Source organism: Nocardioides pakistanensis (assembly GCF_054781215.1).
In genome coordinates, this window is the sequence record NZ_BAAGUV010000025.1 from 113,859 (window position 1) to 137,415 (window position 23,557).

Here is a 23,557-nt window from a genome sequence, read left to right on the forward strand (position 1 = left end):
CGAGTTGGGGTACGACGGGCGCATGAGACTGTCGCGCGCCCTGAAGTCAGCACCTGTCGTGGCCCTCGCCGGGCTGGCCACCTACGACCTCGCCCAGCGCAAGCACGCGCTGCTGCGGAACTTCCCCGTGCTGGGGCACGGGCGGTACCTCCTCGAGGCGGTCGGCCCGGAGCTGCGCCAGTACATCGTGACCGACAACAACTCCGAGCGGCCGTTCAGCCGGGATCAGCGGCGCTGGATCTACGCCTCCTCCAAGCTGGAGAACAACTACTTCGGGTTCGGCACCGACAACGACGTCGAGCACACCGAGGGCTACCCGATCATCAAGCACCGCACGTTCTCCGACGTCGTGCCGGCCTCCTCGCCGCACGTGGGACAGGAGACCGCATTGCCCTCTGCGAAGGTCCTCGGTGGCCCCCGCGGACGCAGGCACGCCTTCCGTCCGGAGTCGCTGGTCAACATCTCCGCGATGAGCTTCGGCTCGCTCTCCGCGCCGGCGGTGGAAGCGCTCAACCGCGGCGCGGCGCTCGCCGGCTGCCTGCACAACACCGGCGAGGGCGGCATCTCCGCCTACCACCGCCAGGGCGGTGACCTGGTGTTCCAGATCGGCACCGCCTACTTCGGGGTGCGCGACGAGGCCGGCCGGTTCGACCTGCAGCGGCTCAAGGACCTCGTCGCCTCCGCTCCCGTGCGGGCGATCGAGATCAAGCTCAGCCAGGGGGCCAAGCCGGGCCTGGGCGGCCACCTCCCGGGCGCCAAGGTCACCCCCGAGATCGCCGAGATCCGTGGCATCCGGGAGGGCGTGGACTGCATCAGCCCGTCCCGGCACGCGGAGTTCTCCGACGTCGACGGGCTGCTGGACTGGGTCGAGCTCCTCGCCGACGAGACCGGCCTGCCGGTGGGCATCAAGTCCGCGGTCGGCGACCTCACCTTCTGGGAGGAGCTCGCGGCGCTGATGTCGCGCCGCGAGCGCGGGGTCGACTTCATCACGATCGACGGCGGCGAGGGCGGCACGGGCGCCGCACCCCTGGTGTTCAGCGACTCGGTGTCGTTGCCGTTCCGGGTCGGGTTCAGCCGGGTCTACCGGATCTTCGCCGAGGCCGGCCTCACCGACGACGTCACCTTCATCGGCGGCGGCAAGCTCGGTCTGCCCGACAACGCGGTCGTGGCGATGGCGCTGGGCTGCGACATGCTCAACATCGCCCGCGAGCCGATGCTGTCGATCGGCTGCATCCAGGCGCAGAAGTGCCACACCGACCGGTGCCCGACGGGCGTGGCCACCCAGGACCCGTGGCTCTCCCACGGCCTGGACCCCGCCCTGAAGTCGGTGCGTGCGGCCAACTACATCAAGACGCTGCGGCGCGACCTGATCAAGGTCGCCGAGTCCTGCGGGGTCGCGCACCCGGCGCTGATCGACGCCGACGACGTGGAGATGCTCTACGGCAACCAGGTCGCCCGGCCGCTGCGCGAGGTCTACGGCTACGAGCCCGGCTGGGGCCGGGTCTCGCAGGAGCGGGCGGCACAGATCACGGCGCTGATGGCCGGTGCGCCCGAGGGCGGCTCCGCGCCGCCGTCGCCGACCGCGGTCTGAGGCGCCGTACGGCGGTCAGCTGCGCCGGGCGGGCCGCAGCGTCTTGCTGTGCTTGGGGCTCTCCTGCGACAGCGCGCTGAGGAAGCTGTCGGCCCAGTCGGCGACGCTGTGCTCGGAGACGGTCTTGCGCATCGCGCGCATCCGCTTGTGCAGGTCCTTCGGCTCGGCCCGGATCGCCTCGAGCATCATCGACTTCATGCCGTTGATGTCGTAGGGGTTGACCAGGAAGGCCTGGCGCAGCTCGTCGGCGGCCCCGGCGAACTCCGAGAGCACCAGTGCGCCGTCGTCGTTGAACCGGCAGGCGACGTACTCCTTGGCCACCAGGTTCATGCCGTCGCGCAGCGGGGTCACCACCATCACGTCGGCGGCCTGGTAGAGCGCGGCCATCTCCTCGCGCGGGTACGACGAGTGCAGGTAGTTGATCGCCGGCCGGCCGATCCGCCCCAGGTCGCCGTTGATGCGGCCGACGAGCAGGTCGATCTCGTCGCGGAGCACGCGGTACTGCTCGACGCGCTCGCGGGACGGGGTCGCCACCTGGACGAACACCGCGTCCTCGACGGTGATGTGCCCCTCGGCGAGCAGCTCGCTGAAGGCGCGCAGCCGGGCGTAGATGCCCTTGGTGTAGTCGAGCCGGTCCACGCCCAGCAGGACGTGGCGGGGGTTGCCGAGCTGCTCGCGGATCTCCTTGGCGCGCTGCTGCACCGACTCGCTGCGGGCGAGGTTCTCGAACTCCGCGCAGTCGATCGAGATCGGGAACGCGCCCGCGGTGACCGTGCGCCCGTCGGGCAGGTAGACGGTGTCACGGTGGGTCTTGTGGCCGACCCGCTGGCGCACCAGCCGGACGAAGTTCTGCGCGGCGCCCGGCCGCTGGAAGCCCACCAGGTCCGCGCCGAGCAGGCCTTCGAGGATCTGCCGGCGCCAGGGCAGCTGCTGGAACAGCTCGGCGGGCGGGAACGGGATGTGCAGGAAGAAGCCGATCCGCAGGTCCGGGCGCAGCTCGCGGAGCATCGCCGGGACCAGCTGGAGCTGGTAGTCGTGCACCCACACCGTCGCGCCCTCGGCGGCGATCTCGGCGGCCTTCTCGGCGAACCGGCGGTTGACCACGACGTAGGAGTCGAACCACTCGCGGTGGAACTCCGGCTTGGCGACGACGTCGTGGTAGAGCGGCCACAAGGTGGCGTTGGAGAACCCCTCGTAGAACTCCTCGACCTCCTCGGCGCTCAGCCGCACCGGCACCAGCGACAGGCCGTCCTCGACGAACGGGTCGAGGTCCTGGGCGGTGCCGCCGGGCCAGCCGATCCACGCGCCGTCGTTCGCACGCATCACCGGCTCCAGCGCGGTGACCAGGCCACCGGGCGAGCGGCGCCAGCTGGTCGTGCCGTCGGGGTTCTCCACCCGGTCGACCGGGAGCCGGTTGGCGACGATGACCAGTTCGGCGGACTGCTTCGGTGCCTGCTTGCTGCTCACGGTTCGACCCTAATGCGTCATGGTGCGGTTGTGGGCCGTGTCATACCCGATGGACCGCACCTCACACGGTCACCTCGTCGGCGGCGTAGCGCAGTCCGATCCGGTCCCGGATCCGGTCCATCAGCCGCATGACGTCCAGGCTCTCGTCCAGAGGCACGAGCGGGCTCTCGACCTCCCCGTTGCGCAGGCAGCGCATCACCTCGGCGGCCTCGTGCGCCAGGCCGGTGCCCAGCACCTCCTCGGTGACCAGGTGCGACTCGCCGTCCGCCACCCAGCGAGCCTCGGTGGGGTGGTGGAACGCCTCGCCGATGTCGACGCGACCCAGGTCGGTGGCGATCGAGGCGGTCCGTGGGGACCAGGCCGTCATCGTCGAGGAGAGCGAGGCGACCGCGCCGCCGGGCCAGCCCAGGCTGACCGCCAGGTTCAGGTCGATCCCGGTCGAGGACATCTCGGCGACCGCCTCGACCTTCTCGGGCTCGCCGAGGAACAGGTACGCCAGCGTGAGCGGGTAGACGCCCAGGTCGAGCAGCGCACCGCCGCCGAGCTCGGGGGCGATCAGCCGGTGGTCCTGCGGCACGTCGACGAGGAAGCCCAGGTCCGCGCGCACCTGCTGGATCCGGCCGAGGTCGCCGCGGTCGGCGAGCTGCTTGAGCCGGCGCACCACCGGGTTGCACCGCATCCACATGGCCTCCATGAGGAACAGTCCCCGTTCTCGCGAGACCCGGACCAGGTCCTCGGCCTCCCGGGCGGTGAGCGTGAACGCCTTCTCGCACAGCACCGGCTTGCCGGCGTCGAAGGCCAGCATCGTGTGCTCGTGGTGCAGCGCGTGCGGCGAGGCGACGTACACCACGTCCACGCGGTCGTCGGCGACCAGCTCGGCGTAGGAGCCGTAGGCGCGGGTGCTGCCCGGGCTGCCGTGCCGCGCCGCGAAGGCCTCGGCCCGCGACAGGTCGCGGGACGCGACGGCGGCGAGCTCGGCGTCGGGAAGGTGCCGCAGCTCCTCGGCGAAGGAGGTGGCGATCTTGCCGGTGGCTAGGATTCCCCATCGCACGGGGCGGTCGGCCGGGAGTGGCTCGGCCACCCGCGGGCCGGGTCTCACATCGAGGGGCGGGAGGTCACCGAAGGGCTGCGACATGGTGTCATGACAGCCTGGCGAAACACCCCGATGCAAATGACATGGTTGTCGTTCGTCGCCTACGATGGGCTCCGAACGCTCAACGCCGATCGCAACCGCTGGAGTCGACACATGGATGCCGCGAACGCCCTCAACCGGGGCCAGGACACCCCCTCGGCCGAGGAGCTCTCCGAGAGGGACCGCGAGATCCTCAACTTCGAGCGTCAGTGGTGGAAGTACGCCGGCGCCAAGGAGCAGGCGGTCCGGGAGAAGTTCGACATGTCGTCGACCCGCTACTACCAGGTGCTCAACGCCCTCATCGACCGGCCCGAGGCGCTGGCCTTCGACCCGCTCCTCGTGCGGCGGCTGCGCCGGCTGCGCGCCACCCGTCAGCGGGCCCGCTCGGCCCGCCGGCTCGGCTTCGAGGTCTGACTTGGCCGCGCGGGCGCGCAACGAGCGCGGCGTCGCGCCGCCCACCCCGGTCGCGGCGCTGAGCCTGGGCGCGGTGCTGCTTGCGGGCATCGCCTTCCTGGCCACCGCCGGTGGCACCGACGAGCCGGTCGACGCGGCCCGGCCGGTGATCGCCACGCCCAGCCCGACCCCCACCGCGCCGACCCCGACGATCGCCCCGGAGCCGACCCGCGAGCGGCAGCACGCCGTGCGGCGCGGCGAGGTCTACGTCGAGGTCTACAACAACTCCGGCATCTCCGGCCTGGCCGGCAGCACGGCCAAGACCGTCTCCGGAGCCGGCTGGCAGGTCGTCGGCTCCGACAACTGGTACGGCACCATCCCGGCCAGCACCGTGTACTACCCCGAGCGCCTGAAGCAGGAGGCGCGGCTGCTCGGCCGCGACCTCGGCATCAAGCGGCTCAAGCCGGCGATCGCCCCGATGCGGCTGGACCGCCTGACCGTGATCCTCACCGCCGACTACGCGTGACACGCTAGCGGCATGGACTTCCGCACCCCCGAAGGTCAGCAGCGCTACGACGAGCTCGTCGCCGACGCCCCGCGCGTGGTCGTCGGGCTCGACTTCGACGGGGTGCTCGCGCCGATCGTGGACGACCCGGCCAGCGCGGTGATCCACCCCGACGGGCGGCGTACCCTCGTCGCGCTCGCCCGGCAGGTGCGCGGCGTCGCCGTGATCACCGGCCGGCCCGCACGCCAGGCGATCGCGCTCGGCGGTCTCGACGAGGTCGGCCAGGAGCTCGCCGAGCACGGCAAGGCGCTGCACCTGATGGGGCAGTACGGCAACGAGCGCTGGTCCTCCACCGACCGCCGGGTCGTGTCGCCGCGGCCGCCCAAGGGCCTCGGCAGCTTCATGGCCGAGCTGCCCGACCTGCTGCGCCGCCACGACGCGACGGACGCGTTCGTCGAGGAGAAGGGGCTCGCGGTCGCCGTGCACACCCGCCGGCTGGCCGAGCCGACGGCCGCGTTCGAGAGGCTGCTGCCGGTGCTCACCGACGCCGCCGCCCGGTTCGACCTCGGCGTGGAGCCCGGCCGGATGGTGATCGAGGTCCGCGCACCGGGGATGGACAAGGGCCAGGCGCTGCGCACGATCCACGCCGAGCTCGACGGCCACGGCGCGATGTTCGCCGGTGACGACCTCGGTGACGTCGAGGCGTTCCGCACGGTGCAGGCGCTGCGCGACGGCGGGCTGCCCGGCCTGCTGGTGTGCTCGGGCTCGGAGGAGCAGAAGGCGCTGGTCGAGCTCTCCGACATCGTCGTCGACGGCCCGCAGGGCGTGCTGGCGTTCTTCAGGCAGTTCGCGCGCGACGCCGCTGCCGCCGGCTGAGCAGCGGGTAGCCGCCGTCGGCCAGTCCCGCGCGGGTCTCGAAGACGTTGTACGTCGCGTGGTCGCCTCCGCGCAGGTAGGACCATGCCGCGGCCACGCCGTACATCGGCAGCATCGGCAGGCCCAACGAGACGGCGTACTGCCAGCTGTGCCGCTCCTCGTGGACCAGCATCCGCTCCCGGTCCGCCCACCAGCCGGGGTCGTGCCGGGTCAGCACGACGTTGCCGACGGTGAACGCCGAGGCCACCGGGAACGGCAGTCGGTAGCCGCTGGCGAGCAGGAGGCCCCGCGGACCGCGGGAGAGCCGGGCCCGGCCCAGGGCGGCGACCACGACCCCGAGCAACGTCGACCCGTTGACCAGGTTGACCGCCGCCTTCACCCACCACGGCTGCATGCGCCAGACGATAATCCACCGCGGCCTGCGTGCCTTCGTGGGTAGTGTCGCGACCATGGCACGCAAGATCGCAACCGCGGAGAAGGTCGACCGGGAGAGGCTGCTGGAGTTCGTCCGGCCACGGCACAAGGGCACGCTCATGACCCTGCGCAAGGACGGCAGGCCGCAGCTGTCGCCGGTGGCCTGCGGGGTGGACGAGCAGGGGCGCATCGTCGTCTCCACCTACCCTGAGCGCGCGAAGGCGGTGAACCTCCGCCGTGACCCGAGGGCATCGATCCTGATCCACTCCGACGACTGGAACGACCCCTACGTCCAGGTCGACGGCACCGCCGAGGTGCTCGACCTGCCCGACGCGCTCGAGCCGTTGGTGGAGTACTTCCGCTGCATCGCCGGCGAGCACCCGGACTGGGACGAGTACCGCGACGCGATGGTCAAGCAGAACAAGTCGCTGATCCGGATCACCGTCGAGCGGTGGGGTCCGATCGCCAGCGGCGGCTTCCCGGCGGACCGCGCATGAGCGACGTCCTCCTGGTCACCTGCTCGGCACTGCCGGACGGCGAGGCCGGCGGCGCGCTGCTGGTGGAGGAGCTCGCCGCCCGCGGCGTCGCCGCCCGGTGGGTGGCTTGGGACGACCCCGGCGTCGACTGGTCGGCAGCCCGGCTGGCCGCGGTGCGCTCGGCATGGGACTACTACGGCCGGCGCGAGGAGTTCCTGGCGTGGGCACGGTCGGTCGAGCAGCTGACCGCGCTGGTCAACGACGCCCGGGTGCTGGAGTGGAACACCGACAAGCTCTACCTGCTGGACCTGATCGACGCCGGGCTGCCCGTCGTACCCACGATCGGGGCGGAGGACGAGAGCGAGCTGCCCCCGGCCGTCGCGGCGTTCGACGCGGCGGTGGTCAAGCCACGGGTCGGTGCCGGTGGCCGCGGGGTGGTGGTCTTCGACCTGGAGCCCGGGGGGCCGGAGGGGCTGGACGAGTCCCAGCTCCAGATCGGCCCATGGGTCGTGCAGCCGCTCGTGGAGTCGGTGCGCACCGAGGGGGAGACCTCGGTGTTCGTGCTCGGTGGCCGGGTCAGCGCCCAGGCCCGCAAGGTGCCGGCGGCGGGCGGGGAGATCCGGGTGCACGAGCAGTACGGCGGTCGCACCGAGGCCGTCGCGGTGACCGCCGAGGCCGCCGACCTGGCGCTGCGCACGGTCGCGGTGGCCGAGAAGCTCCTCGACGCCCGGCTGCCCTACGCGCGCGTCGACCTGATGCGCCTGGCGGACGGGACGCTGGCGGTCAGCGAGCTCGAGGCCAGCGAGCCGGGGCTCTACCTCGACGTCGTGCCGCAGAACGCGCCCGCCTTCGCCGACGCGGTCGTCGCGCTGCTCGCCGAGCGGGCCTAGACAGACGAGAGGCCGGAGCGCGGTGTCCTTGCGGACTCCGGCGCTCCGGCCAAAACCCCGTCGCACCCACGAGGTGGATTCAGGCTAGGACCGCGTCCGGGGCCGGTCAATGGTGCGCGGGCGGTCGACCGGGGATCGGCGTGCTGCGGTCTAGACACCGGCGCGGGTTGGCCCCGGCCCACCCGCCTTGCACTCGCCCTGGTCGAGTGCTAAACATTGGTTAGCACTCTCCAGGTGAGAGTGACAGTTCAAGGGCCGGGAAGATGAGGTCCCGAGCGCCGGCGGGAAGGGACTGCCGGGTCTGCAGGGATCGTCCGTCGCGGGCATCGATCCGGTCCACTTTCAACTCTACGCGTGAGGAACCGCAGGAGTTATGTCGAAGCTTATTGCGTTCAACGAGGAGGCCCGGCGCGGCCTCGAGCGTGGCATGAACACGCTCGCCGACGCCGTCAAGGTCACCCTCGGCCCCAAGGGCCGCAACGTCGTGCTGGAGAAGAAGTGGGGCGCCCCCACGATCACCAACGACGGTGTGTCCATCGCCAAGGAGATCGAGCTCGAGGAGCCGTACGAGAAGATCGGCGCCGAGCTCGTCAAGGAGGTCGCCAAGAAGACCGACGACGTCGCGGGTGACGGCACCACCACCGCCACCGTCCTGGCCCAGGCCATGGTGCGCGAGGGTCTGCGCAACGTCGCCGCCGGCGCGAACCCGATGGGCCTCAAGCGGGGCATCGAGAAGGCCGTCGACGCCATCTCCGAGCAGCTGCTCGGGATGGCCAAGGACGTCGAGACCAAGGAGCAGATCGCTTCGACCGCCTCGATCTCCGCTGCTGACACCCAGGTCGGCGAGATCATCGCCGAGGCCATGGACAAGGTCGGCAAGGAAGGCGTCATCACCGTCGAGGAGAGCAACACCTTCGGGCTCGACCTCGAGCTCACCGAGGGTATGCGCTTCGACAAGGGCTACATCTCGGCGTACTTCGTCACCGACGCCGAGCGCATGGAGACCGTGCTCGAGGATCCCTACATCCTGATCGCGAACCAGAAGGTCTCCAACGTCAAGGACATGCTGCCGCTGCTCGAGAAGGTCATGCAGTCCGGCAAGCCGCTGCTGATCCTGGCCGAGGACGTCGACGGCGAGGCCCTGTCCACGCTGGTCGTCAACAAGATCCGCGGCACCTTCAAGTCCGTCGCCGTCAAGGCCCCGGGCTTCGGTGACCGCCGCAAGGCCATGCTGCAGGACATCGCGATCCTCACCGGTGGCCAGGTCATCTCCGAGGAGGTCGGCCTCAAGCTCGAGACCACCGGGATCGAGCTGCTCGGCCAGGCCCGCAAGGTCGTCGTGACCAAGGACGAGACCACCATCGTCGAGGGCGCCGGCGACGCCGACCAGATCGCCGGCCGGGTCAACCAGATCCGCGCCGAGATCGAGAAGAGCGACTCCGACTACGACCGCGAGAAGCTGCAGGAGCGCCTGGCCAAGCTGGCCGGCGGTGTCGCGGTGATCAAGGTCGGCGCGGCCACCGAGGTCGAGCTCAAGGAGCGCAAGCACCGCATCGAGGACGCCGTCCGCAACGCGAAGGCGGCCGTCGAGGAGGGCATCGTCGCCGGCGGTGGCGTGGCGCTCGTCCAGGCCAGCGACAAGGCGTTCGAGAAGCTCGAGCTCGAGGGCGACGAGGCGACCGGTGCCGCGATCGTGAAGCACGCCGCCTCCGCGCCGCTGAAGCAGATCGCGATCAACGCCGGCCTCGAGGGCGGCGTCGTGGCGGAGAAGGTGCGCGGTCTCGAGCCCGGCTTCGGTCTCAACGCCGCCACCGGCGAGTACGTCGACATGATCGCCGAGGGCATCCTCGACCCGGCCAAGGTGACCCGCTCGGCGCTGCAGAACGCCGCGTCGATCGCCGCGCTGTTCCTCACCACCGAGGCCGTCGTGGCCGACAAGCCCGAGAAGGCTCCGGCCATGCCGGGTGCCGACGGTGGTATGGGCGGCATGGACTTCTGAGTCCGGCACCACCAGCACCACTGCGAAGGGCCCCGGGATCTCCCGGGGCCCTTCCGCGTCTCCGGCCGGCGTGAGGCCCGGGCACTCGACTGTCACAACGGTTCACCTGACCGGTTGTGACAGCCGTTCTGCACCATGGCACGTCACAACCGTTCAGCTGAAGGATTGTGGCGTGGAACCTCGGAACAGTACGAGGTCCAGGCGGTCTCTCAGTCCAGGCCCAGCGCGGCGGCGACGTCCGCCGGTAGGGGCGCGGCGTCGGCGAGCCCCGGGGCGTGGCTCCGGGCGACGTAGACCCACAGCCCGTCGGGGCCCTCGGAAAGCACGGCATAACGCGGGTCGACGCCCTGCACCGCGAACGCCTCCACCGGCATCGCCTCCGCCTCGGACTCCTCGCCCCCGCCGGTGTCGTCGCACGGGGGCAGCTCGGCTCCCTCGAGCGCGGCGCCGGGCGAGACCTCACCGGCGTCGACCTGCAGGTAGAGGGTGTCCTCGTAGCTGACCGCCGCGACGCACGAGGCGGCCGCCCCACCCGCGGCCCGCCCCTCGCCGGACCCGCCGGCTCCGGCGTCGGCCGGGTCCGCTCCCTGGGTCTCGGGCTCGTCGTCGGGCGCGCATCCGGTCAGGGCCAGCGTTCCGGCGACCGAGAGCACGATCAAGGTGCGGGTGAGGCGGGTCGTGGGGCGTCGGGACATCGTGGGTCTCCTCGGGTCGTCGTTGGCGGTTCGACGCCGCGGAGGACGATCCGGTTCCCGCCGTGCTCGACGCCGAGGCCGAGGCGCCCGACGCCGCTGCTACCGGACCCCGTGCGGCCGGAACTGGATGCTGATCCGGGGCCCGACCGGGCGGGTCGTCTTCGGGACGGCGTGCTCCCAGGTGCGCTGGCACGACCCGCCCATCACCAGCAGGTCGCCGTGGCCGACGACGAACGAGATCGTTGACCCACCGCCGCGCGGACGCAGCAGCAGTCGACGGGCCTCGCCGAACGACACGATCGCGACCATGGTGTCCTCGGTGCGGCTGCGCCCGATCGTGTCGCCGTGCCAGGCGACCGAGTCGCGCCCGTCGCGGTAGTAGCAGAACCCGGCCGTGGTGAACGGCTCGCCGAGCTCGGTGCCGTAGTGGGCGCTCAGCCGGTCGCGGGCCTCGGCGACCAGCGGGTCGGGGAGCGGCTCGCCGTGGCCGTAGAACTTGAGCAGTCGCGGCACATCGACCACCCGGTCGTACATCTGCCGGCGCTCGGCGTGCCACGGCACGTCGTACAGCAGCCGCCGGAAGAGGTCGTCGGCGCCGGTGACCCACGCGGGGCGTACGTCGACCCATGCCCCGCGGCTCAGCGGGGTGCGCCGCACGGTCTCGCCGAGCTCGCCCAGAGCCGGTCCACCCGACGGTGCCTCCACGAGCTCGTCGAACAGGGAGGCCTGGAAGTCCACGGTCATGCCGTCAGAGTACGACGATTCGAACACATGTTCTAGTGCGGCGGGGCCGACTCGACGTGCACTCACGAACACCACCGACCGGGTCCACGCGCAGACCCCGTCCCGCCCCCGGGCGAGTGCACGTCCGTTCGGCCCCGGAGAGCGACGGGGTCAGGGGTCAGGGTCGGCTCAGGGGCAGGTCCGGGGCACAACGGTGGTCCTGCCGGTGCCGCGACGACGGCCCCCGCTCCTACGTTGACGGCCATGACTGCTGCACGCATCCACAACCTCACCAAGACCTACGGCGACGGCCCGACCGCCGTACGCGCCCTCGACGGCGTGACGCTCGACCTGCACGACGCGGAGTTCACCGCCGTCATGGGCCCGTCGGGCTCGGGCAAGTCCACGCTCATGCACTGCGCCGCCGGCCTCGACCGCGCCGACAGCGGCTCGGTGCTGATCGGCGACACCGACCTCGCGACCCTGGACGACAAGGGCCTCACCCGGCTGCGGCGGGACCGGGTCGGGTTCGTCTTCCAGGCGTTCAACCTCGTGCCGACCCTGACCGCGGAGGAGAACATCGTGCTCCCGCTGTCGGTGGCCGGCCGCCGTCCCGAACCCGAGTGGTACGACGTCGTGGTGGCCGCCGTGGGTCTGGGGTCGCGTCTCGGGCACCGGCCCCACGAGCTCTCCGGCGGCCAGCAGCAGCGGGTCGCCGTGGCCCGGGCGCTGGTGAGCCGACCGAACGTGGTGTTCGCCGACGAGCCGACCGGCAACCTGGACTCGCGCTCGGGCGCCGAGGTGCTCGGCCTGCTGCGCCGCTCGGTCGACGAGTTCGGCCAGACCGTGGTCATGGTGACCCACGACCCGGTCGCGGCGTCCTACACCGACCGGGTGGTCTTCCTCGCCGACGGCCGCGTCGTCGACGAGCTCCGCAAGCCCACCCGCGAGCAGGTGCTCGAGACCATGGCCGGCCTCGACGCCCGCGTGCCCGAGCAGGCGGTGGCCCGCTGATGTGGAAGGCAGCCCTCAAGAGCCTGCTCGGCCGCAAGCTGCGGCTGATGCTGAGCACCACCGCGATCGTGCTCGGCGTCGCGTTCGTCGCCGGCACGTTCGTGTTCACCGACACCCTCAGCCGCAGCTTCAACGGCATCTTCGCCTCGACCGTCGGTGACGTCGTGGTGCGTCCGGCCGGCGGTGTGGGCGACGACATCTCGCCGACGTCGAAGAGCGTCCCCGCCGACGTCGTCGACGACCTCGTGCAGGTCGACGGCGCGGCCCGCGCCGACGGCAACGTCACCACGTTCGGGGTCTTCGCGGTCGGTGAGGACGGCAAGGTCGTCGGCGGCCAGGGCGCCCCCGGTCTCGGCGGCAACCTGACCGACGCCCCGGCCGGCCACGGGATCGAGGGGCTCGAGGTGGTCGAGGGCGAGCAGCCCGACCGGCCCGACGAGGTCGCGATCGACCGGCGCACCGTCGAGCAGGCGGGCTACGAGCTCGGCGACGAGGTGCACCTGGTGACCTCCGGCGCCGAGCCGGTGCTGCGGCCGACCCTCGTCGGGATCGTCGACTTCGCCGAGGGCGGGTCGCTCGGCGGCGCCTCGATGACGGTGTTCGAGGAGGAGACCGCCCAGGACCTGTTCATGCAGGGTCGCGACGCCTACACCGACGTCTGGGTCACCGCCGAGGACGGCGTGAGCCAGACCGAGCTCCGCGACGCCGTGCGCGAGGTGCTGCCGGCCGGCCTGGAGGCGGTCACCGGTGACCAGGCCGCCGAGGACGCCGGGGGCGACCTCACCGAGGCGATCGGCTTCATCACGACCTTCCTGCTGGTCTTCGCCGGCATCGCGCTGGTCGTGGGCAGCTTCCTGATCGTGAACACGTTCTCGATCCTGGTCGCCCAGCGCAGCCGGGAGCTGGCCCTGCTCCGTGCGCTCGGTGCCTCGCGCCGGCAGGTGACCCGCTCGGTGCTGCTCGAGGCCGGCGTCCTCGGGCTGGTCGGCGCGACCGCGGGCCTGGCCCTCGGCGTCCTGCTCGCGGTCGGCATCCGCGCGCTGTTCGCCACCTTCGGCCTCGACATCTCCGGTCAGCCGCTGGTCTTCGAGCCGCGCACGGTGATCGCGTCGTACGCCGTGGGCGTCACCGTCACGCTCCTCGCGGCGTACCTTCCGGCCCGCAGGGCCAGCCGGATCGCCCCGGTCGAGGCGCTCCGCGACGACCAGGCTCTCCCCGAGGGGGCGCTGCACCGGCGGCTGCTCGCCGGGTCGGTGCTGGCCGTCGGTGGGGCCGGCGCGATCCTCGCCGGCCTGTTCGCCGACGTGTCCGGTGCGACGTGGTTCGTGGGCGCTGGGATCCTGGCCTCGCTGCTCGGCGTCGCGGTCGGCGCGCCGGTGGTCGGCCGGCCGGTGGTGGGTGCGGTGGCGGCGCTCTACGCCCGGCTGTTCGGCACCGTCGGTCGGCTGGCCGGTCAGAACGCGCTGCGCAACCCGCGTCGTACCGCGGCCACCGCCTCCGCGCTCATGGTCGGGCTGGCCCTGGTCACCACGATGGCCGTGATCGGCTCGTCGGCCAAGGCCAGCGTCGACAAGGCGGTGGACGAGCAGTTCCTCGGCGACCTGGTCGTCTCCAACGCGATCGGGATGCCGTTCTCGCCGAAGGTCGCCGACCGGATCGAGGCGACCGACGGCGTCGCGAGTGTCACCCGGTTCCGCTACGCGATCGGGGAGACCGCCGGTGAGCGCCAGGGCCTGATGGGCGTCGAGCCGGCGACCCTCGAGCAGGTCGTCGACCTCGACCTCCTCGAGGGATCGGTCTCGGACCTCTCCGACGGCGCCGTGCTGATCTCGGCCGGCCTGGCCGAGGAGCGCGGGATCGGCCTCGGCGACACCGTGGAGTACACGATGCCCGCCGGCGAGATGAGCTACGACGTGGTCGGGGTGTACGACGACAACCCGGTGCTGTCCTTCCCCTACACCACCACCCTCGGCACGCTCGTCGACGCCGGCTTCCAGGAGGCCGACAACTACCTGCTGGTCGACCGTGAGCGGGGGACGAGCACGACGCAGCTGCAGCAGACCATCGAGCAGCAGACCGCCGACATGCCGATGGTGACGGTCAAGGACCAGGAGGGGTTCGCCGAGGAGCAGCGCGGTCCGATCGACCAGATGCTGATGCTGATCTACGCGCTGCTCGGCCTGGCGCTGGTGATCGCGGTGCTGGGCATCGTGAACACGCTCGCGCTGTCGGTGATCGAGCGCACCCGCGAGCTCGGGCTGCTGCGGGCAGTCGGCCTCGAGCGCGGCCAGCTGCGCCGGATGGTGCGCCTCGAGGCGTTCGTGATCGCCCTGCTCGGTGGCCTGCTGGGCACCGCGATGGGCACGCTGTTCGGGCTGGCCCTGGTGACCTCGCTGCAGGACGACGGCCTCGAGGTGGTCGCGCTCCCGTACGGGCAGATCGCGGCATTTGTCCTGGCCTCTGGGGTGGTCGGCGTCATCGCGGCGGCCCTCCCGGCGCGACGGGCCGCTCGCCTCGACATCCTGGGCGCGATCGCCACCGAATGACCCGACGGCAGCACACGGCCCCCGTTCCCGGGCTAAGGTGAGGCTAGGGGAGATGGGGAGTTGGCGATGGGAGACGTGATCACACCTGATCGTGCCCGACAGCCTGTGCTCAAGCACGTACAGGTCCGGGAGTACGTCCGGAACCTGATCCAGGACGCCGAACCGGGCAGCCCCGCGCCGTCAGAGCGCGAGCTCGTCCAGCGGTTCGGGGTGGCCAGGATGACCGTCCGGCAGGCCCTCGATGCGCTCGTCACCGAGGGCCTGCTCGAGCGCGTCCCGGGACGTGGCACGTTCGTCGCACGGACCAAGATCGACGTACAGATCCGGCTGTCGAGCTACACCGAGGAGATGAAGCGTCGCGGGATGACCGCGTCGTCCCAGACCCTGCTGGCTCGGATGGAGGCCGCCGGCCCCGGGGTGGCGCGGGCGCTGGAGATCACCGAGGGCGACAAGGTCGTGCACTGGCAGCGGATCCGGCTCGCCGACGGGCTGCCGATGTGCATCGAGGACGCCTACATGGCCGACAGCATCGTGCCGGAGTTCCTCGAGTCGCCGCTGCCGGAGAGCCTGTACGCCGAGTTCAAGCGCCGCGACCTGCTGCCGACCTGGGGCGAGGACTCGGTCGACGCCGCCCTGGCCAAGCCGGAGGAGGCCGAGCTGCTCGGCATCAAGCCCGGCGACCCGGTGCTGCGCATCGCCCGGCGGGCGTTCGCGGGCAACATCGCGGTGGAGGTCTCCCGGTCGACGTACCGGGCCGACCGCTACACCCTGTGGGTGCCGATCTGCCGGCCGAACACGCCGGTGCGCAACCGCTGAGGTCGCGGCCCGGCCGGGGTCACCCGGTCAGGCCACCGAGCGGTGCCACCTCGATGCCGGAGGTCTCGCACACCCACATCGGGTCGGGTCCGCCCAGCTCGGGGTGGATGTAGAGGGCGTGCGGGTCGAGGTGGTCGCAGGCCCGGCACAGCGGCCAGCGGCCGACCCGTTCGAGAAGCGCGTCCTGGACGTCCTGCGCGACCAGCCCGGCGACGTACTGCCTGCCCTCCTCCCACTGGGAGGTCCACCAGCGCCGGGTGGTCACCGCCGCCTCGAGCGCGGAGACCGTCTCGGCGTCGGCGGCCCGGGTCGCCTCGAGGTCGTGCAACACGAGGGCGCGTGCCGTCATCAGGGCGTCGTCGGATGTCACGATGTCCATTGTGAACACAGACGGTGAGCACCGGCGCAGCACCGCCCTGCTCGAGGTGGTCGTGGTGCATCCCCGCGACGTGCCGGGTGCCGACGAGGGCGGCGCCGACCGGCTGTTCGTGGTCACCGACGTGACGGCCGGTGGCCTCGCGCCGGAGCCGTCCGTGGTCTCCGCGGTCTGCAAGGAGACCGAGGTCCCGGTTCGGGTGATGCTGCGGCTCAACGACGGCCTGAGCACGACCGGCGGCGAGCTCAGCCGGCTCGTCGGCCTCGGCGAGGACTACCTGTCCGTCGGCGCCGAGGGGCTCTCGTTCGGCTTCCTCACCACCGACCTCGAGATCGACGTCGACGTGTGCTCCTACCTCGCCGACCGGCTCCCGCAGGTGCCGTGGACCTTCCACCGGGCCGTCGACTCCGTGCTGAGCACGGACCGGGCCTGGCGCCGGCTGGCCGGCCTGCCCGGTCTGGACGCGGTGCTGTCGGCCGGTTCGCCGCGCGGGCTCGACGCCGGCTGCGACGAGTTGGTCGCGCGGGCGACGGCCGATCCCCACGTCGCGCGGCTCGTGGTCGCCGGCGGCGGGCTGCGGCCCGAGCACGTGCCCTGGCTCTCGCGCGCCGGCATCCGCCAGTTCCACGTCGGCTCGACCGCGCGGCCGGGCGGCTCGTGGACCAAGGCGTACGTCGACCCCGGTCATGTCCGGGCGTGGCGGATGCTGGTCGACGACGCGGTCGAACACGCCGAGACGGCGCACGGATCGACCGCGTGACCCTGCTGATCGACCCGCCCGGCTCGGAGGGTCACGGCAGGCTGTGGTCGCACCTGGCCAGCGACAGGTCCTACGACGAGCTGCACCGGTTCGCCGCGGAGCTCGGCATCCCGCGGCGAGGGTTCGACCGCGACCACTACGACGTCCCCGCCGAGCGCTACGAGCAGGTGGTCGCCGCCGGTGCGGTGCCCGTGTCGAGCCGCGAGCTGGTCCGCCGGCTGCACGAGATGGGGCTGCGGCGCCGCAAGTCCGAGGTGCTCGGCCCGCGACGACCCGGCCGGCCGCTCCTCCGGCCCCGGCGGCTCGTGCCCGGTGACACGGTGGCGGTGGTGGCCCCGGCCGGTCCCGCTCCCGTCGACCGGCTCGACGCGGGTCTGGCGGTGCTGCGCGGCTGGGGCCTGGAGGTGCGCGAGCTGCCGCACGTGCGTGGCCGGGACGAGGAGCTGGACTACCTGGCGGCACCCGACGCGGTGCGCGCCGCGGAGCTGACCGCCGCCTGGACCGCCCCGGGCGTCGCGGCGGTGTTCTGCGCCCGGGGCGGCTATGGGGTGCAGCGGATGGTGGACCTGCTCGACTGGCCGGTGCTGGCCGAGGCGGGCCCGAAGGTGCTGGTCGGCTTCTCCGACGTCACCGCGCTGCACCAGGCGTTCGCGAGCCGGCTCGGCGTGGTCACCCTGCACGGCCCGGTGGTGACCAGCCTGGGCGCCGGGGACGACGCGTCGCGCGACCACCTGCGGCGGATGCTGTTCGACCCGGAGTCGGTGCACGACCTGAGCCCGATGTCCGGGCGGGTCCGCGTCGGCGGCGTCGCCGACGGGGTGCTCGTCGGCGGCAACCTCGCGCTGCTGGCCGCCGAGGTCGGCACCCCGACCGCCCGCCCGGCCGCGCGGGGGATCGCGGTGCTCGAGGACGTGGGCGAGGACCCCTACCGGCTCGACCGGCTGCTCACCCAGCTGCTTCGCTCCGGGTGGTTCGACGACGTGCGCGGTGTCGCGGTCGGCCGGCTCACCGGCTGTGGCAGCGACGAGGCCTCCCGTCGGGTCGTGGAGGACCGGCTCGCCCCGCTCGGCGTACCCCTGGTCACCGACCTTCCGTTCGGGCACGCCGACCACAACCTCACCCTGCCGCTCGGGGTGCCCGCGCGGCTCGACGGCGACGCCGGGACCCTCACGCTGACCACCACACCGCTGCTCTGACCGGTGTCGTGCGCCGATCGGTCCGGATGAGAGGCTGCGGTGTGGACAGGCAGACGGTCGGGGTGGCTGTCGGCGGTGCCGCGGTCGTCGGTGTCGCCTTCGGCATGGCCCGCTACGCCTACGGGCTGACGCTGCCCGATGTGCGAGCGGAGTTCGGGCTCTCCGAGCTGCTCCTGGGCCTGATCGCCAGCGGGACCTTCGCGGGCTACCTCGTCGGCCTGCTCTCCGCGCCACGGCTCTCGGCGCGACGGGGTCCGCGGGCACCGACCACCGTCGGTGGCGTGTGCGGGGTCGTGGGCGCGGCGACCGTGGCGTTCGCGCCGTCGCCGTGGATCCTCGCAGCGGGCGCCGTGCTCAGTGGCAGTGCCGCCGGCTGGGTCTGGGCGCCGTACTCCGACATCGTGACCAGGGTCGCACCGCGTCGGCACCACCCCACGCTGTTGGCGGTGATCACCACCGGGACCAGTCTCGGTCTGGTCGGGCTCGCCGCGCTGGCCCTGCTCGCCACGTCGTGGCGGCTGACCTGGGCAGGCATCGCCGTCGCCGCCGCGGCCGCTGCCCTGCTGAACCTGCGCGCGGTGCCCCGGGTGGGTCCTCGCGCTCCGGACCAGGACACGTCGAGAGGGTCGCCGTGGCGACGAGCCATGGCTGCACCGCTGGTGTACGCCGTGCTCTACTTCGCCGCAATCACCGTCTACTTCACCTACGCCGCCGAGGTCGCCCGCAGCGGCGGGCTCGGGGCGTGGGCGGCGCCACTGCTGTTCGCCGTCATCGGCGTCGGGGGACTCGTCGCCCTGCTCACCGGCCGGATGACCGGTGCGGTCGGTACGACGGCGGTCGGCATCGGCAGCACCTGGGTCGTCGGCGGCGCGCTCGCCCTGCTCGCACTCGGACGCTCGTCGTTGCCGCTGACCCTGCTGTCCGCGCTGCTGCTCGGCGTGGGCTACATGGTGGGCTCGTCGCTGCTGGCGATCTGGACGGCACAGGTCGTCCCGGACCGCCCCGGTGACGGCTTCACCGTGGCGCTCGTGGTCGGTGCGGTCACGTCGATCGCGGCGCCGGCGGCGATGGGCGCGCTCATCCCGCTCGCAGGGCTGCCCGCGATGCTCCTGGTCGTCGCCGGAGTCGCCGGCGGCGGCGCCCTCGGCCTGCCGTTCCTGTCGCCGCGTCGGTCGGCTGAGGATGTCGGCGCGCCGGGACGGCGTCGCAACCGCTGACCGGACGCCCCCGGCGACGCGCCGAGGGCGACGGGGCGAGCCACCGATCTGAGTATCCGCACCCACGACAGGGCGGCAGGAGCCGCGGCAGGGTGGAGTCATGACCGACCGCCGCGCCCGCATGCTTCCCGCCGCGCTCCTCGGTGCCGGCCTGACCGGCTGCTACCTGGGGGTGTGGCAGGTGTACGTCGAGCAGGACCCCTGTGAGAGCACCGCGATGCTGGGCTGCATCGGCCGAGGGCTGCAGATGTATCTCGTCGGCCTGCCGGTGCTCTACCTGCTGTGGGCGCTGGGGATGCGGCTGCTCGGGGTCGCGCTTCCATGGCTGGCGCCGCTGGCGGTCGCGCTCGCCCTGCTGGTCCTGGCCGAGCCGGCCCAGTGGCTCGACCTCGACCTGTGGGTGTGGCCGGTGCTGCTCGGCGCGGTCAACGCCGGGTGGGTGCGGCTGGCCGGCCTGCGGGCTCAGCGCACGGTCGCGACGTAGACGGTGTTGGACCGGTCCTCGCCGCCGTACGGGTTGGCGAAGTTGACCACGTGGGCCTGCCAGCCGGCGAACACCTCGCCCAGGACCTCGCCGAACTCCTCGTCGGGCGGGTCGTCGGACCACAGCGCGAACACCCCGTCGTCGGAGAGCAGGGCGCGCATCCGTGCCAGTCCGGCGGCGGTGTAGAACGGCGCGTGGCTGGGGTGCAGCACGTGCCGCGGCGTGTGGTCCACGTCGAGCAGCACCACGTCGAAGCGCCGACCTGGCGCGGCAGGGTCGAGGCCCTGGCCGCCGGCGACCATTGCGAAGAAGTCACCGTGCACCATCCGGGTGCGCGCGTCGCGGACGAGCTCGGCGGCGCCGGGGACGAGCTCGCGTGCGTGCCAGTCGATGACGGCTGCGAGCGCGTCGACGACCACCAGCGACGTCACCCGGGGGTCGGCCAGCGCGGCCCGGGCCGTGCAGCCCAGGCCGAGGCCGCCGACGGCCACGTCGAGCCGGTCACGGTCGAGCGCGGCGAGACCGAGCCGCGCAAGCTCCTCCTCGGCGACGGTGAACAGGCTCGACATCAAGAACTCGTCACCGAGCTTGACCTCGAACACGTCGGTGTCCAGCGCAGGGTCGTGCCTGCGGCGGAGGCTGATCTCGCCGATCGGCGTGTCCTGCCAGTCGACCTCCTCGAACCGGGCGCTCATCGGGGCGCCTCCAGGGACTCCAGCTCGCGCTGCACGTTGGCGCGGGCCGCGGCCTCCCAGAGCTCCTGGGCCAGCGGCGAGTGGAACAGCGTCGGGCCTTCCAGCAGCGCGCGCAGGACGCCTGCCCGCCCGGCCCGGAAGGTGTCCTCGTCGAGGTCGGCGTACTCCTTGCGCACGCCGCGCACGTACTCGGCGTACCGCTCCGGCCCGGAGGCGAGGACAGCGAGGTCGGCGTCGCACAGCAGAGCGCCGGCGACGTCTCCGGGCCCAGGCCGGTGGTCGGCGGTGAGCCGGACCAGCCGGGCGACCTCGGCGACGAGCGGGTCCGGTACGCCGGTCGCGCCGAGCCGTTCCTCGGCGAGCACCGCGGAGCGTTCCTCGTCGTCGCGGTGCCCGTCGTACACCGCGTCGTGGAACCAGGCCGCCAGCCTGAGCGCGGTGGGGTCGACCCCGGCGGCGGCCGGCTGGGCCAGCAGCATGTCGAGGTGCGCGAGCACCTCGGTCAGGTGGCGGACATCGTGGTAGCCGCGGCCGTCCTCGGCGTAGGCCGCGACCAGTTCGTCCCGCAACGGTCCGTGCGCAGCGAGGATCCCCGGCCACTGGTTCTCGAGGGGCCGGTGGAGGGGCTGTTCGGGGGCGGTCACCGACCCAAGTCTGGCATCTCGGGCCGAACGGCCCTCCGGTTCGGGCGCCGCGCGGACCAAGATGGGGGCGTGGGAACGACCGCTGGTCAACGAGTCAGCCACACCGGCCTGAGCACGGCCGAAGCCGCGCGCAGGCTTGTCGAGCACGGCCCGAACCGGCCGCCGGAGGCACCACCCCGCGGGTGGGCCAGGCGGGTGCTCGACCAGGTCCGGGACCCGATGATCCTGCTCCTGCTGGCGGCTTTCGTGGTGACCGTGGTCGTCGGTGACGTCAGCGACGCCACGATCATCGCCGCCGTGGTGGTGCTGAACACCGGCATCGGGGTGTTCCAGGAGGTGCGGGCCGAGCAGGCGATCGCCGCGCTCGGACGGATGGCGGCCCCGCACGCCCACGTGTTCCGCGACGGCACCCTCCAGCAGGTGGCGGCCGCCGACCTGGTCCCCGGGGACCTGCTCCGGCTCGAGGCCGGCGACATCGTGCCCGCCGACGCCGACCTCGAGGAGGCCGTCGCGCTGCAGGTCGACGAGTCGGCGATGACCGGAGAGTCGGTCCCGGTCACCCGGTCCACCGGTGAGGAGGTGCTCGCCGGAACCGTGCTGACCAAGGGCCGCGGGGTGGCCACGGTGACCCGGACCGGAGCGGACAGCGGGCTGGGCAGGATCGCGGCGCTGATCGCGTCCGCCGGCGTGCGTCCCACGCCGTTGCAGCAACGGCTGCGGCGGCTCTCGCACCTGCTGGTCGGCCTGGTGCTCGGGCTCGCGGTGCTGGTGTTCGTGCTGGGGCTGCTGCGCGGGGAGCCGGTCACCGACATGCTGATCCTGGCCGTGAGCCTCTCGGTGGCCGCGATTCCCGAGTCGCTGCCGGCGGTGGTGTCGATCTCGCTGGCGCTCGGCGCCTACCGGATGGCCCGGCGGGCCGCGGTGGTGCGCTGGCTGCCGGCCGTCGAGACGCTCGGCTCGGTCACCGTGCTCGCCTCGGACAAGACCGGGACCCTCACCGAGGGCCGGATGGTCGTGCAGCGGTTGTGGACGCCCGAGGGCGAGGCGGTGGTCAGCGGCCACGGCTACGGTACGGCGGGCGCGATCGAGCCGCGCGACGGCGGGACCCCCGTGCCCGCCGACCACCTGCTCCGCGACCTCGTGCTGTGCAACGACGCGCACCTCGGCGGGCCGGAGGACGGCGAGTGGCACGTCGTGGGCGACCCGATGGAGGCCGCGCTGCTGGTGGCCGCCGCCAAGGGGGGTGTGGACGCCACGGCGCTGCGGCGCAGCTGGGAGCGCGTCGAGGAGGTGCCCTTCGACAGCGAGGGCCAGCGGATGACCACCGTGCAGCGCTCGGACCAGGGCTGGCTGGTGGTGTGCAAGGGCGCTCCCGAGGTCGTCCTCGACCTGGTCGGTGACGGTGACGGTGCAGCGGCCACGGCCCGGGCGGTGGCACACCGGCTGGCGGCCGACGGGTTCCGGGTGATCGCGGTCGCGGAGGCGACGTACGACTCCCGGCCACCGGGAGGCCGGCTGGAGCAGGACCTGAGGCTGGTCGGGCTCGCGGGCATCGCGGACCCGGCCCGCGAGACCGCGGCGGAGGTCGTCGCGGAGTGCCAGGCGGCCGGGATCCGGCTGGTGCTGATCACCGGCGACCACCCCGAGACCGCGCGGGCGATCGCCGACGGGCTCGGCATCTCCGCCGTCACCCCCGGCATCGCGCTGGGCGAGGAGGTCGCCCGCGGCGAGCACGTCGCCCGGGTCGAGGAGATCGGCGTCTACGCCCGCACCAAGCCCGAGCAGAAGGTCGACATCGTCCGTGCCTGGCAGGAGCGCGGCGACGTGGTGGCGATGACCGGCGACGGGGTGAACGACGCACCGGCGCTGCGCCGGGCCGACATCGGCGTGGCGATGGGACGGCGCGGCACCGAGGTCGCACGACAGGCCGCCGCGCTGGTGCTGGCCGACGACGACCTGCGCACCGTCGTGCACGCGGTCGCGGAGGGGCGGCGGATCTTCGCCAACATCCGGACCTTCCTGCGCTACGGGCTCTCCGGCGGGTTCGCCGAGGTGGCGGTGATCCTGGTCGGCCCGTTCCTGGGGATGCCGCTGCCGCTGAACGCCGCCCAGATCCTGTGGATCAACATGCTCACCCACGGCCTGCCGGGCGTCGCGTTCGGTGGCGAGCCGATGGACCGCTCGGTGATGCAGCGGCCGTCGATGTCGCCGCAGAAGTCGGTGCTCGGCGAGGGCCTGTGGCGGCAGATCCTCGGCACCGGCGTGGTGATCGGAGCGGTGTCCCTGGTCGCCGGGCTGCTCGCCGAGTCCCGGGGCGAGGACATCCAGACCTGGGTGTTCCTGACGCTCGGGCTCGCCCAGCTCGGCGTCGCGCTCGCGCTGCGGGCACCGCGCGAGGGGGTGGGGTGGCGGGCCCGTGGGCTGGAGGCCGCGGTCGCCGGCGCAGCGGTGCTGCAGGTGGCGGGTGTGCTCTTCGGTCCCCTGCGCGGACTGCTCGGCACCGAGCCGGTGACCCTGTCGGTGTTCGGCCTGCTGCTGGCGCTGAGCGTCGTGCCGGGGCTGCTGATCGCGCTGGAGAGGTTCATCGGCCGCCGTCGCGGTCTTAACGGCGTGGAAACACGGCCGTAGCCGCCCGGCAAGCCCGACCG

Annotated in this window: 23 protein-coding genes; 15 read left to right on the forward strand and 8 right to left on the reverse strand. The window is 72.7% G+C overall.

Annotation, left to right across the window (positions count from 1 at the left end):
- Positions 1-22 precede the first annotated feature (22 nt).
- Positions 23-1,591 carry an FMN-binding glutamate synthase family protein gene (locus tag ACYVIH_RS11835; RefSeq protein ID WP_460869557.1) on the forward strand — a complete coding sequence of 523 codons (1,569 nt, stop codon included), beginning with the start codon at positions 23-25 and terminating at the stop codon, positions 1,589-1,591.
- Positions 1,592-1,606: 15 nt separating this feature from the next.
- On the opposite strand, the gene ACYVIH_RS11840 is transcribed toward ACYVIH_RS11835, so the two are convergent.
- Positions 1,607-3,058 carry an alpha,alpha-trehalose-phosphate synthase (UDP-forming) gene (locus tag ACYVIH_RS11840; RefSeq protein WP_460869559.1) on the reverse strand — a complete coding sequence of 484 codons (1,452 nt, stop codon included), beginning with the start codon at positions 3,056-3,058 and terminating at the stop codon, positions 1,607-1,609.
- A gap of 61 nt (positions 3,059-3,119) precedes the next feature.
- Positions 3,120-4,109 (reverse strand): Gfo/Idh/MocA family protein, encoded by a 990-nt coding sequence (locus tag ACYVIH_RS11845; RefSeq protein WP_460869562.1) that lies wholly within the window; start codon positions 4,107-4,109, stop codon positions 3,120-3,122.
- Between the two features lie 195 nt (positions 4,110-4,304).
- On the opposite strand from ACYVIH_RS11845, the gene ACYVIH_RS11850 reads away from it, so the two are divergent.
- The 3 genes from ACYVIH_RS11850 to otsB are packed head-to-tail and all read left to right on the forward strand — an operon-like array spanning position 4,305 to position 5,964.
- On the forward strand, positions 4,305-4,604 hold the full coding sequence (locus ACYVIH_RS11850; protein WP_460869564.1) for a DUF3263 domain-containing protein: 300 nt from the start codon (positions 4,305-4,307) through the stop codon (positions 4,602-4,604).
- 1 nt (position 4,605) lies between these two features.
- Positions 4,606-5,109 (forward strand): LytR C-terminal domain-containing protein, encoded by a 504-nt coding sequence (locus ACYVIH_RS11855; protein ID WP_460869566.1) that lies wholly within the window; start codon positions 4,606-4,608, stop codon positions 5,107-5,109.
- Between the two features lie 12 nt (positions 5,110-5,121).
- On the forward strand, positions 5,122-5,964 hold the full coding sequence (gene otsB, locus ACYVIH_RS11860) for a trehalose-phosphatase (protein ID WP_460869568.1): 843 nt from the start codon (positions 5,122-5,124) through the stop codon (positions 5,962-5,964).
- Here the strand turns inward: otsB and ACYVIH_RS11865 are convergent.
- The gene (locus tag ACYVIH_RS11865; RefSeq protein WP_460869571.1) at positions 5,927-6,358 is read right to left on the reverse strand and encodes a hypothetical protein; all 432 of its coding nucleotides are present in this window, start codon (positions 6,356-6,358) and stop codon (positions 5,927-5,929) included. The genes otsB and ACYVIH_RS11865 overlap by 38 nt on opposite strands.
- A 55-nt stretch (positions 6,359-6,413) precedes the next feature.
- On the opposite strand from ACYVIH_RS11865, the gene ACYVIH_RS11870 reads away from it, so the two are divergent.
- From ACYVIH_RS11870 to groL, 3 genes are all read left to right on the forward strand, one after another.
- Entirely contained in the window at positions 6,414-6,875 is a 462-nt protein-coding gene (locus ACYVIH_RS11870) for a PPOX class F420-dependent oxidoreductase (RefSeq protein WP_460869573.1), read from the forward strand.
- On the forward strand, positions 6,872-7,744 hold the full coding sequence (locus tag ACYVIH_RS11875; RefSeq protein ID WP_460869574.1) for an ATP-grasp domain-containing protein: 873 nt from the start codon (positions 6,872-6,874) through the stop codon (positions 7,742-7,744). Before ACYVIH_RS11870 ends, ACYVIH_RS11875 begins: the two co-directional genes overlap by 4 nt.
- Positions 7,745-8,117: 373 nt before the next feature.
- Positions 8,118-9,743 carry a chaperonin GroEL gene (gene groL / locus ACYVIH_RS11880; protein WP_460869577.1) on the forward strand — a complete coding sequence of 542 codons (1,626 nt, stop codon included), beginning with the start codon at positions 8,118-8,120 and terminating at the stop codon, positions 9,741-9,743.
- A 209-nt stretch (positions 9,744-9,952) separates the two neighbouring features.
- Here the strand turns inward: groL and ACYVIH_RS11885 are convergent, their stop codons facing one another.
- Together ACYVIH_RS11885 and ACYVIH_RS11890 are read right to left on the reverse strand one after the other, a co-directional pair.
- Complete coding sequence (locus ACYVIH_RS11885) at positions 9,953-10,438, reverse strand: DUF6281 family protein (RefSeq protein ID WP_460869579.1); 486 nt, start codon at positions 10,436-10,438, stop codon at positions 9,953-9,955.
- A 99-nt stretch (positions 10,439-10,537) separates the two neighbouring features.
- Positions 10,538-11,182: an alpha-ketoglutarate-dependent dioxygenase AlkB gene (locus tag ACYVIH_RS11890; RefSeq protein ID WP_460869581.1), complete on the reverse strand. Its 645-nt coding sequence runs from the start codon at positions 11,180-11,182 to the stop codon at positions 10,538-10,540.
- 243 nt (positions 11,183-11,425) lie between these two features.
- Between ACYVIH_RS11890 and ACYVIH_RS11895 the strand changes: the two genes are divergently transcribed.
- The 3 genes from ACYVIH_RS11895 to ACYVIH_RS11905 all read left to right on the forward strand — a co-directional run bounded on the left by ACYVIH_RS11895 (position 11,426) and on the right by ACYVIH_RS11905 (position 15,537).
- Positions 11,426-12,175 (forward strand): ABC transporter ATP-binding protein, encoded by a 750-nt coding sequence (locus ACYVIH_RS11895; protein ID WP_460869583.1) that lies wholly within the window; start codon positions 11,426-11,428, stop codon positions 12,173-12,175.
- A complete protein-coding gene (locus ACYVIH_RS11900; RefSeq protein WP_460869585.1) occupies positions 12,175-14,721 on the forward strand; it encodes an ABC transporter permease in 2,547 nt (848 codons plus the stop codon). Before ACYVIH_RS11895 ends, ACYVIH_RS11900 begins: the two co-directional genes overlap by 1 nt.
- Positions 14,722-14,787: 66 nt before the next feature.
- The gene (locus tag ACYVIH_RS11905) at positions 14,788-15,537 is read left to right on the forward strand and encodes a GntR family transcriptional regulator (protein WP_460869587.1); all 750 of its coding nucleotides are present in this window, start codon (positions 14,788-14,790) and stop codon (positions 15,535-15,537) included.
- Positions 15,538-15,556: 19 nt separating this feature from the next.
- Here the strand turns inward: ACYVIH_RS11905 and ACYVIH_RS11910 are convergent, their stop codons facing one another.
- Positions 15,557-15,907: a hypothetical protein gene (locus ACYVIH_RS11910; protein ID WP_460869589.1), complete on the reverse strand. Its 351-nt coding sequence runs from the start codon at positions 15,905-15,907 to the stop codon at positions 15,557-15,559.
- Positions 15,908-15,917: 10 nt separating this feature from the next.
- Between ACYVIH_RS11910 and ACYVIH_RS11915 the strand changes: the two genes are divergently transcribed.
- The 4 genes from ACYVIH_RS11915 to ACYVIH_RS11930 all read left to right on the forward strand — a co-directional run bounded on the left by ACYVIH_RS11915 (position 15,918) and on the right by ACYVIH_RS11930 (position 19,570).
- Positions 15,918-16,673 carry a copper homeostasis protein CutC gene (locus ACYVIH_RS11915; protein WP_460869591.1) on the forward strand — a complete coding sequence of 252 codons (756 nt, stop codon included), beginning with the start codon at positions 15,918-15,920 and terminating at the stop codon, positions 16,671-16,673.
- The gene (locus ACYVIH_RS11920; protein ID WP_460869594.1) at positions 16,670-17,869 is read left to right on the forward strand and encodes a DUF4031 domain-containing protein; all 1,200 of its coding nucleotides are present in this window, start codon (positions 16,670-16,672) and stop codon (positions 17,867-17,869) included. The genes ACYVIH_RS11915 and ACYVIH_RS11920 overlap by 4 nt, the downstream gene beginning before the upstream one ends.
- 41 nt (positions 17,870-17,910) lie before the next feature.
- A complete protein-coding gene (locus ACYVIH_RS11925; protein ID WP_460869596.1) occupies positions 17,911-19,086 on the forward strand; it encodes an MFS transporter in 1,176 nt (391 codons plus the stop codon).
- 100 nt (positions 19,087-19,186) lie between these two features.
- Complete coding sequence (locus ACYVIH_RS11930; RefSeq protein WP_460869598.1) at positions 19,187-19,570, forward strand: hypothetical protein; 384 nt, start codon at positions 19,187-19,189, stop codon at positions 19,568-19,570.
- On the opposite strand, the gene ACYVIH_RS11935 is transcribed toward ACYVIH_RS11930, so the two are convergent.
- Positions 19,549-20,265: a spermidine synthase gene (locus tag ACYVIH_RS11935; RefSeq protein ID WP_460869601.1), complete on the reverse strand. Its 717-nt coding sequence runs from the start codon at positions 20,263-20,265 to the stop codon at positions 19,549-19,551. The genes ACYVIH_RS11930 and ACYVIH_RS11935 overlap by 22 nt on opposite strands.
- On the reverse strand, positions 20,262-20,909 hold the full coding sequence (locus ACYVIH_RS11940; protein WP_460869603.1) for an HD domain-containing protein: 648 nt from the start codon (positions 20,907-20,909) through the stop codon (positions 20,262-20,264). Before ACYVIH_RS11940 ends, ACYVIH_RS11935 begins: the two co-directional genes overlap by 4 nt.
- 69 nt (positions 20,910-20,978) lie before the next feature.
- On the opposite strand from ACYVIH_RS11940, the gene ACYVIH_RS11945 reads away from it, so the two are divergent.
- A complete protein-coding gene (locus ACYVIH_RS11945) occupies positions 20,979-23,537 on the forward strand; it encodes a cation-translocating P-type ATPase (protein ID WP_460869605.1) in 2,559 nt (852 codons plus the stop codon).
- Positions 23,538-23,557 lie beyond the last annotated feature (20 nt).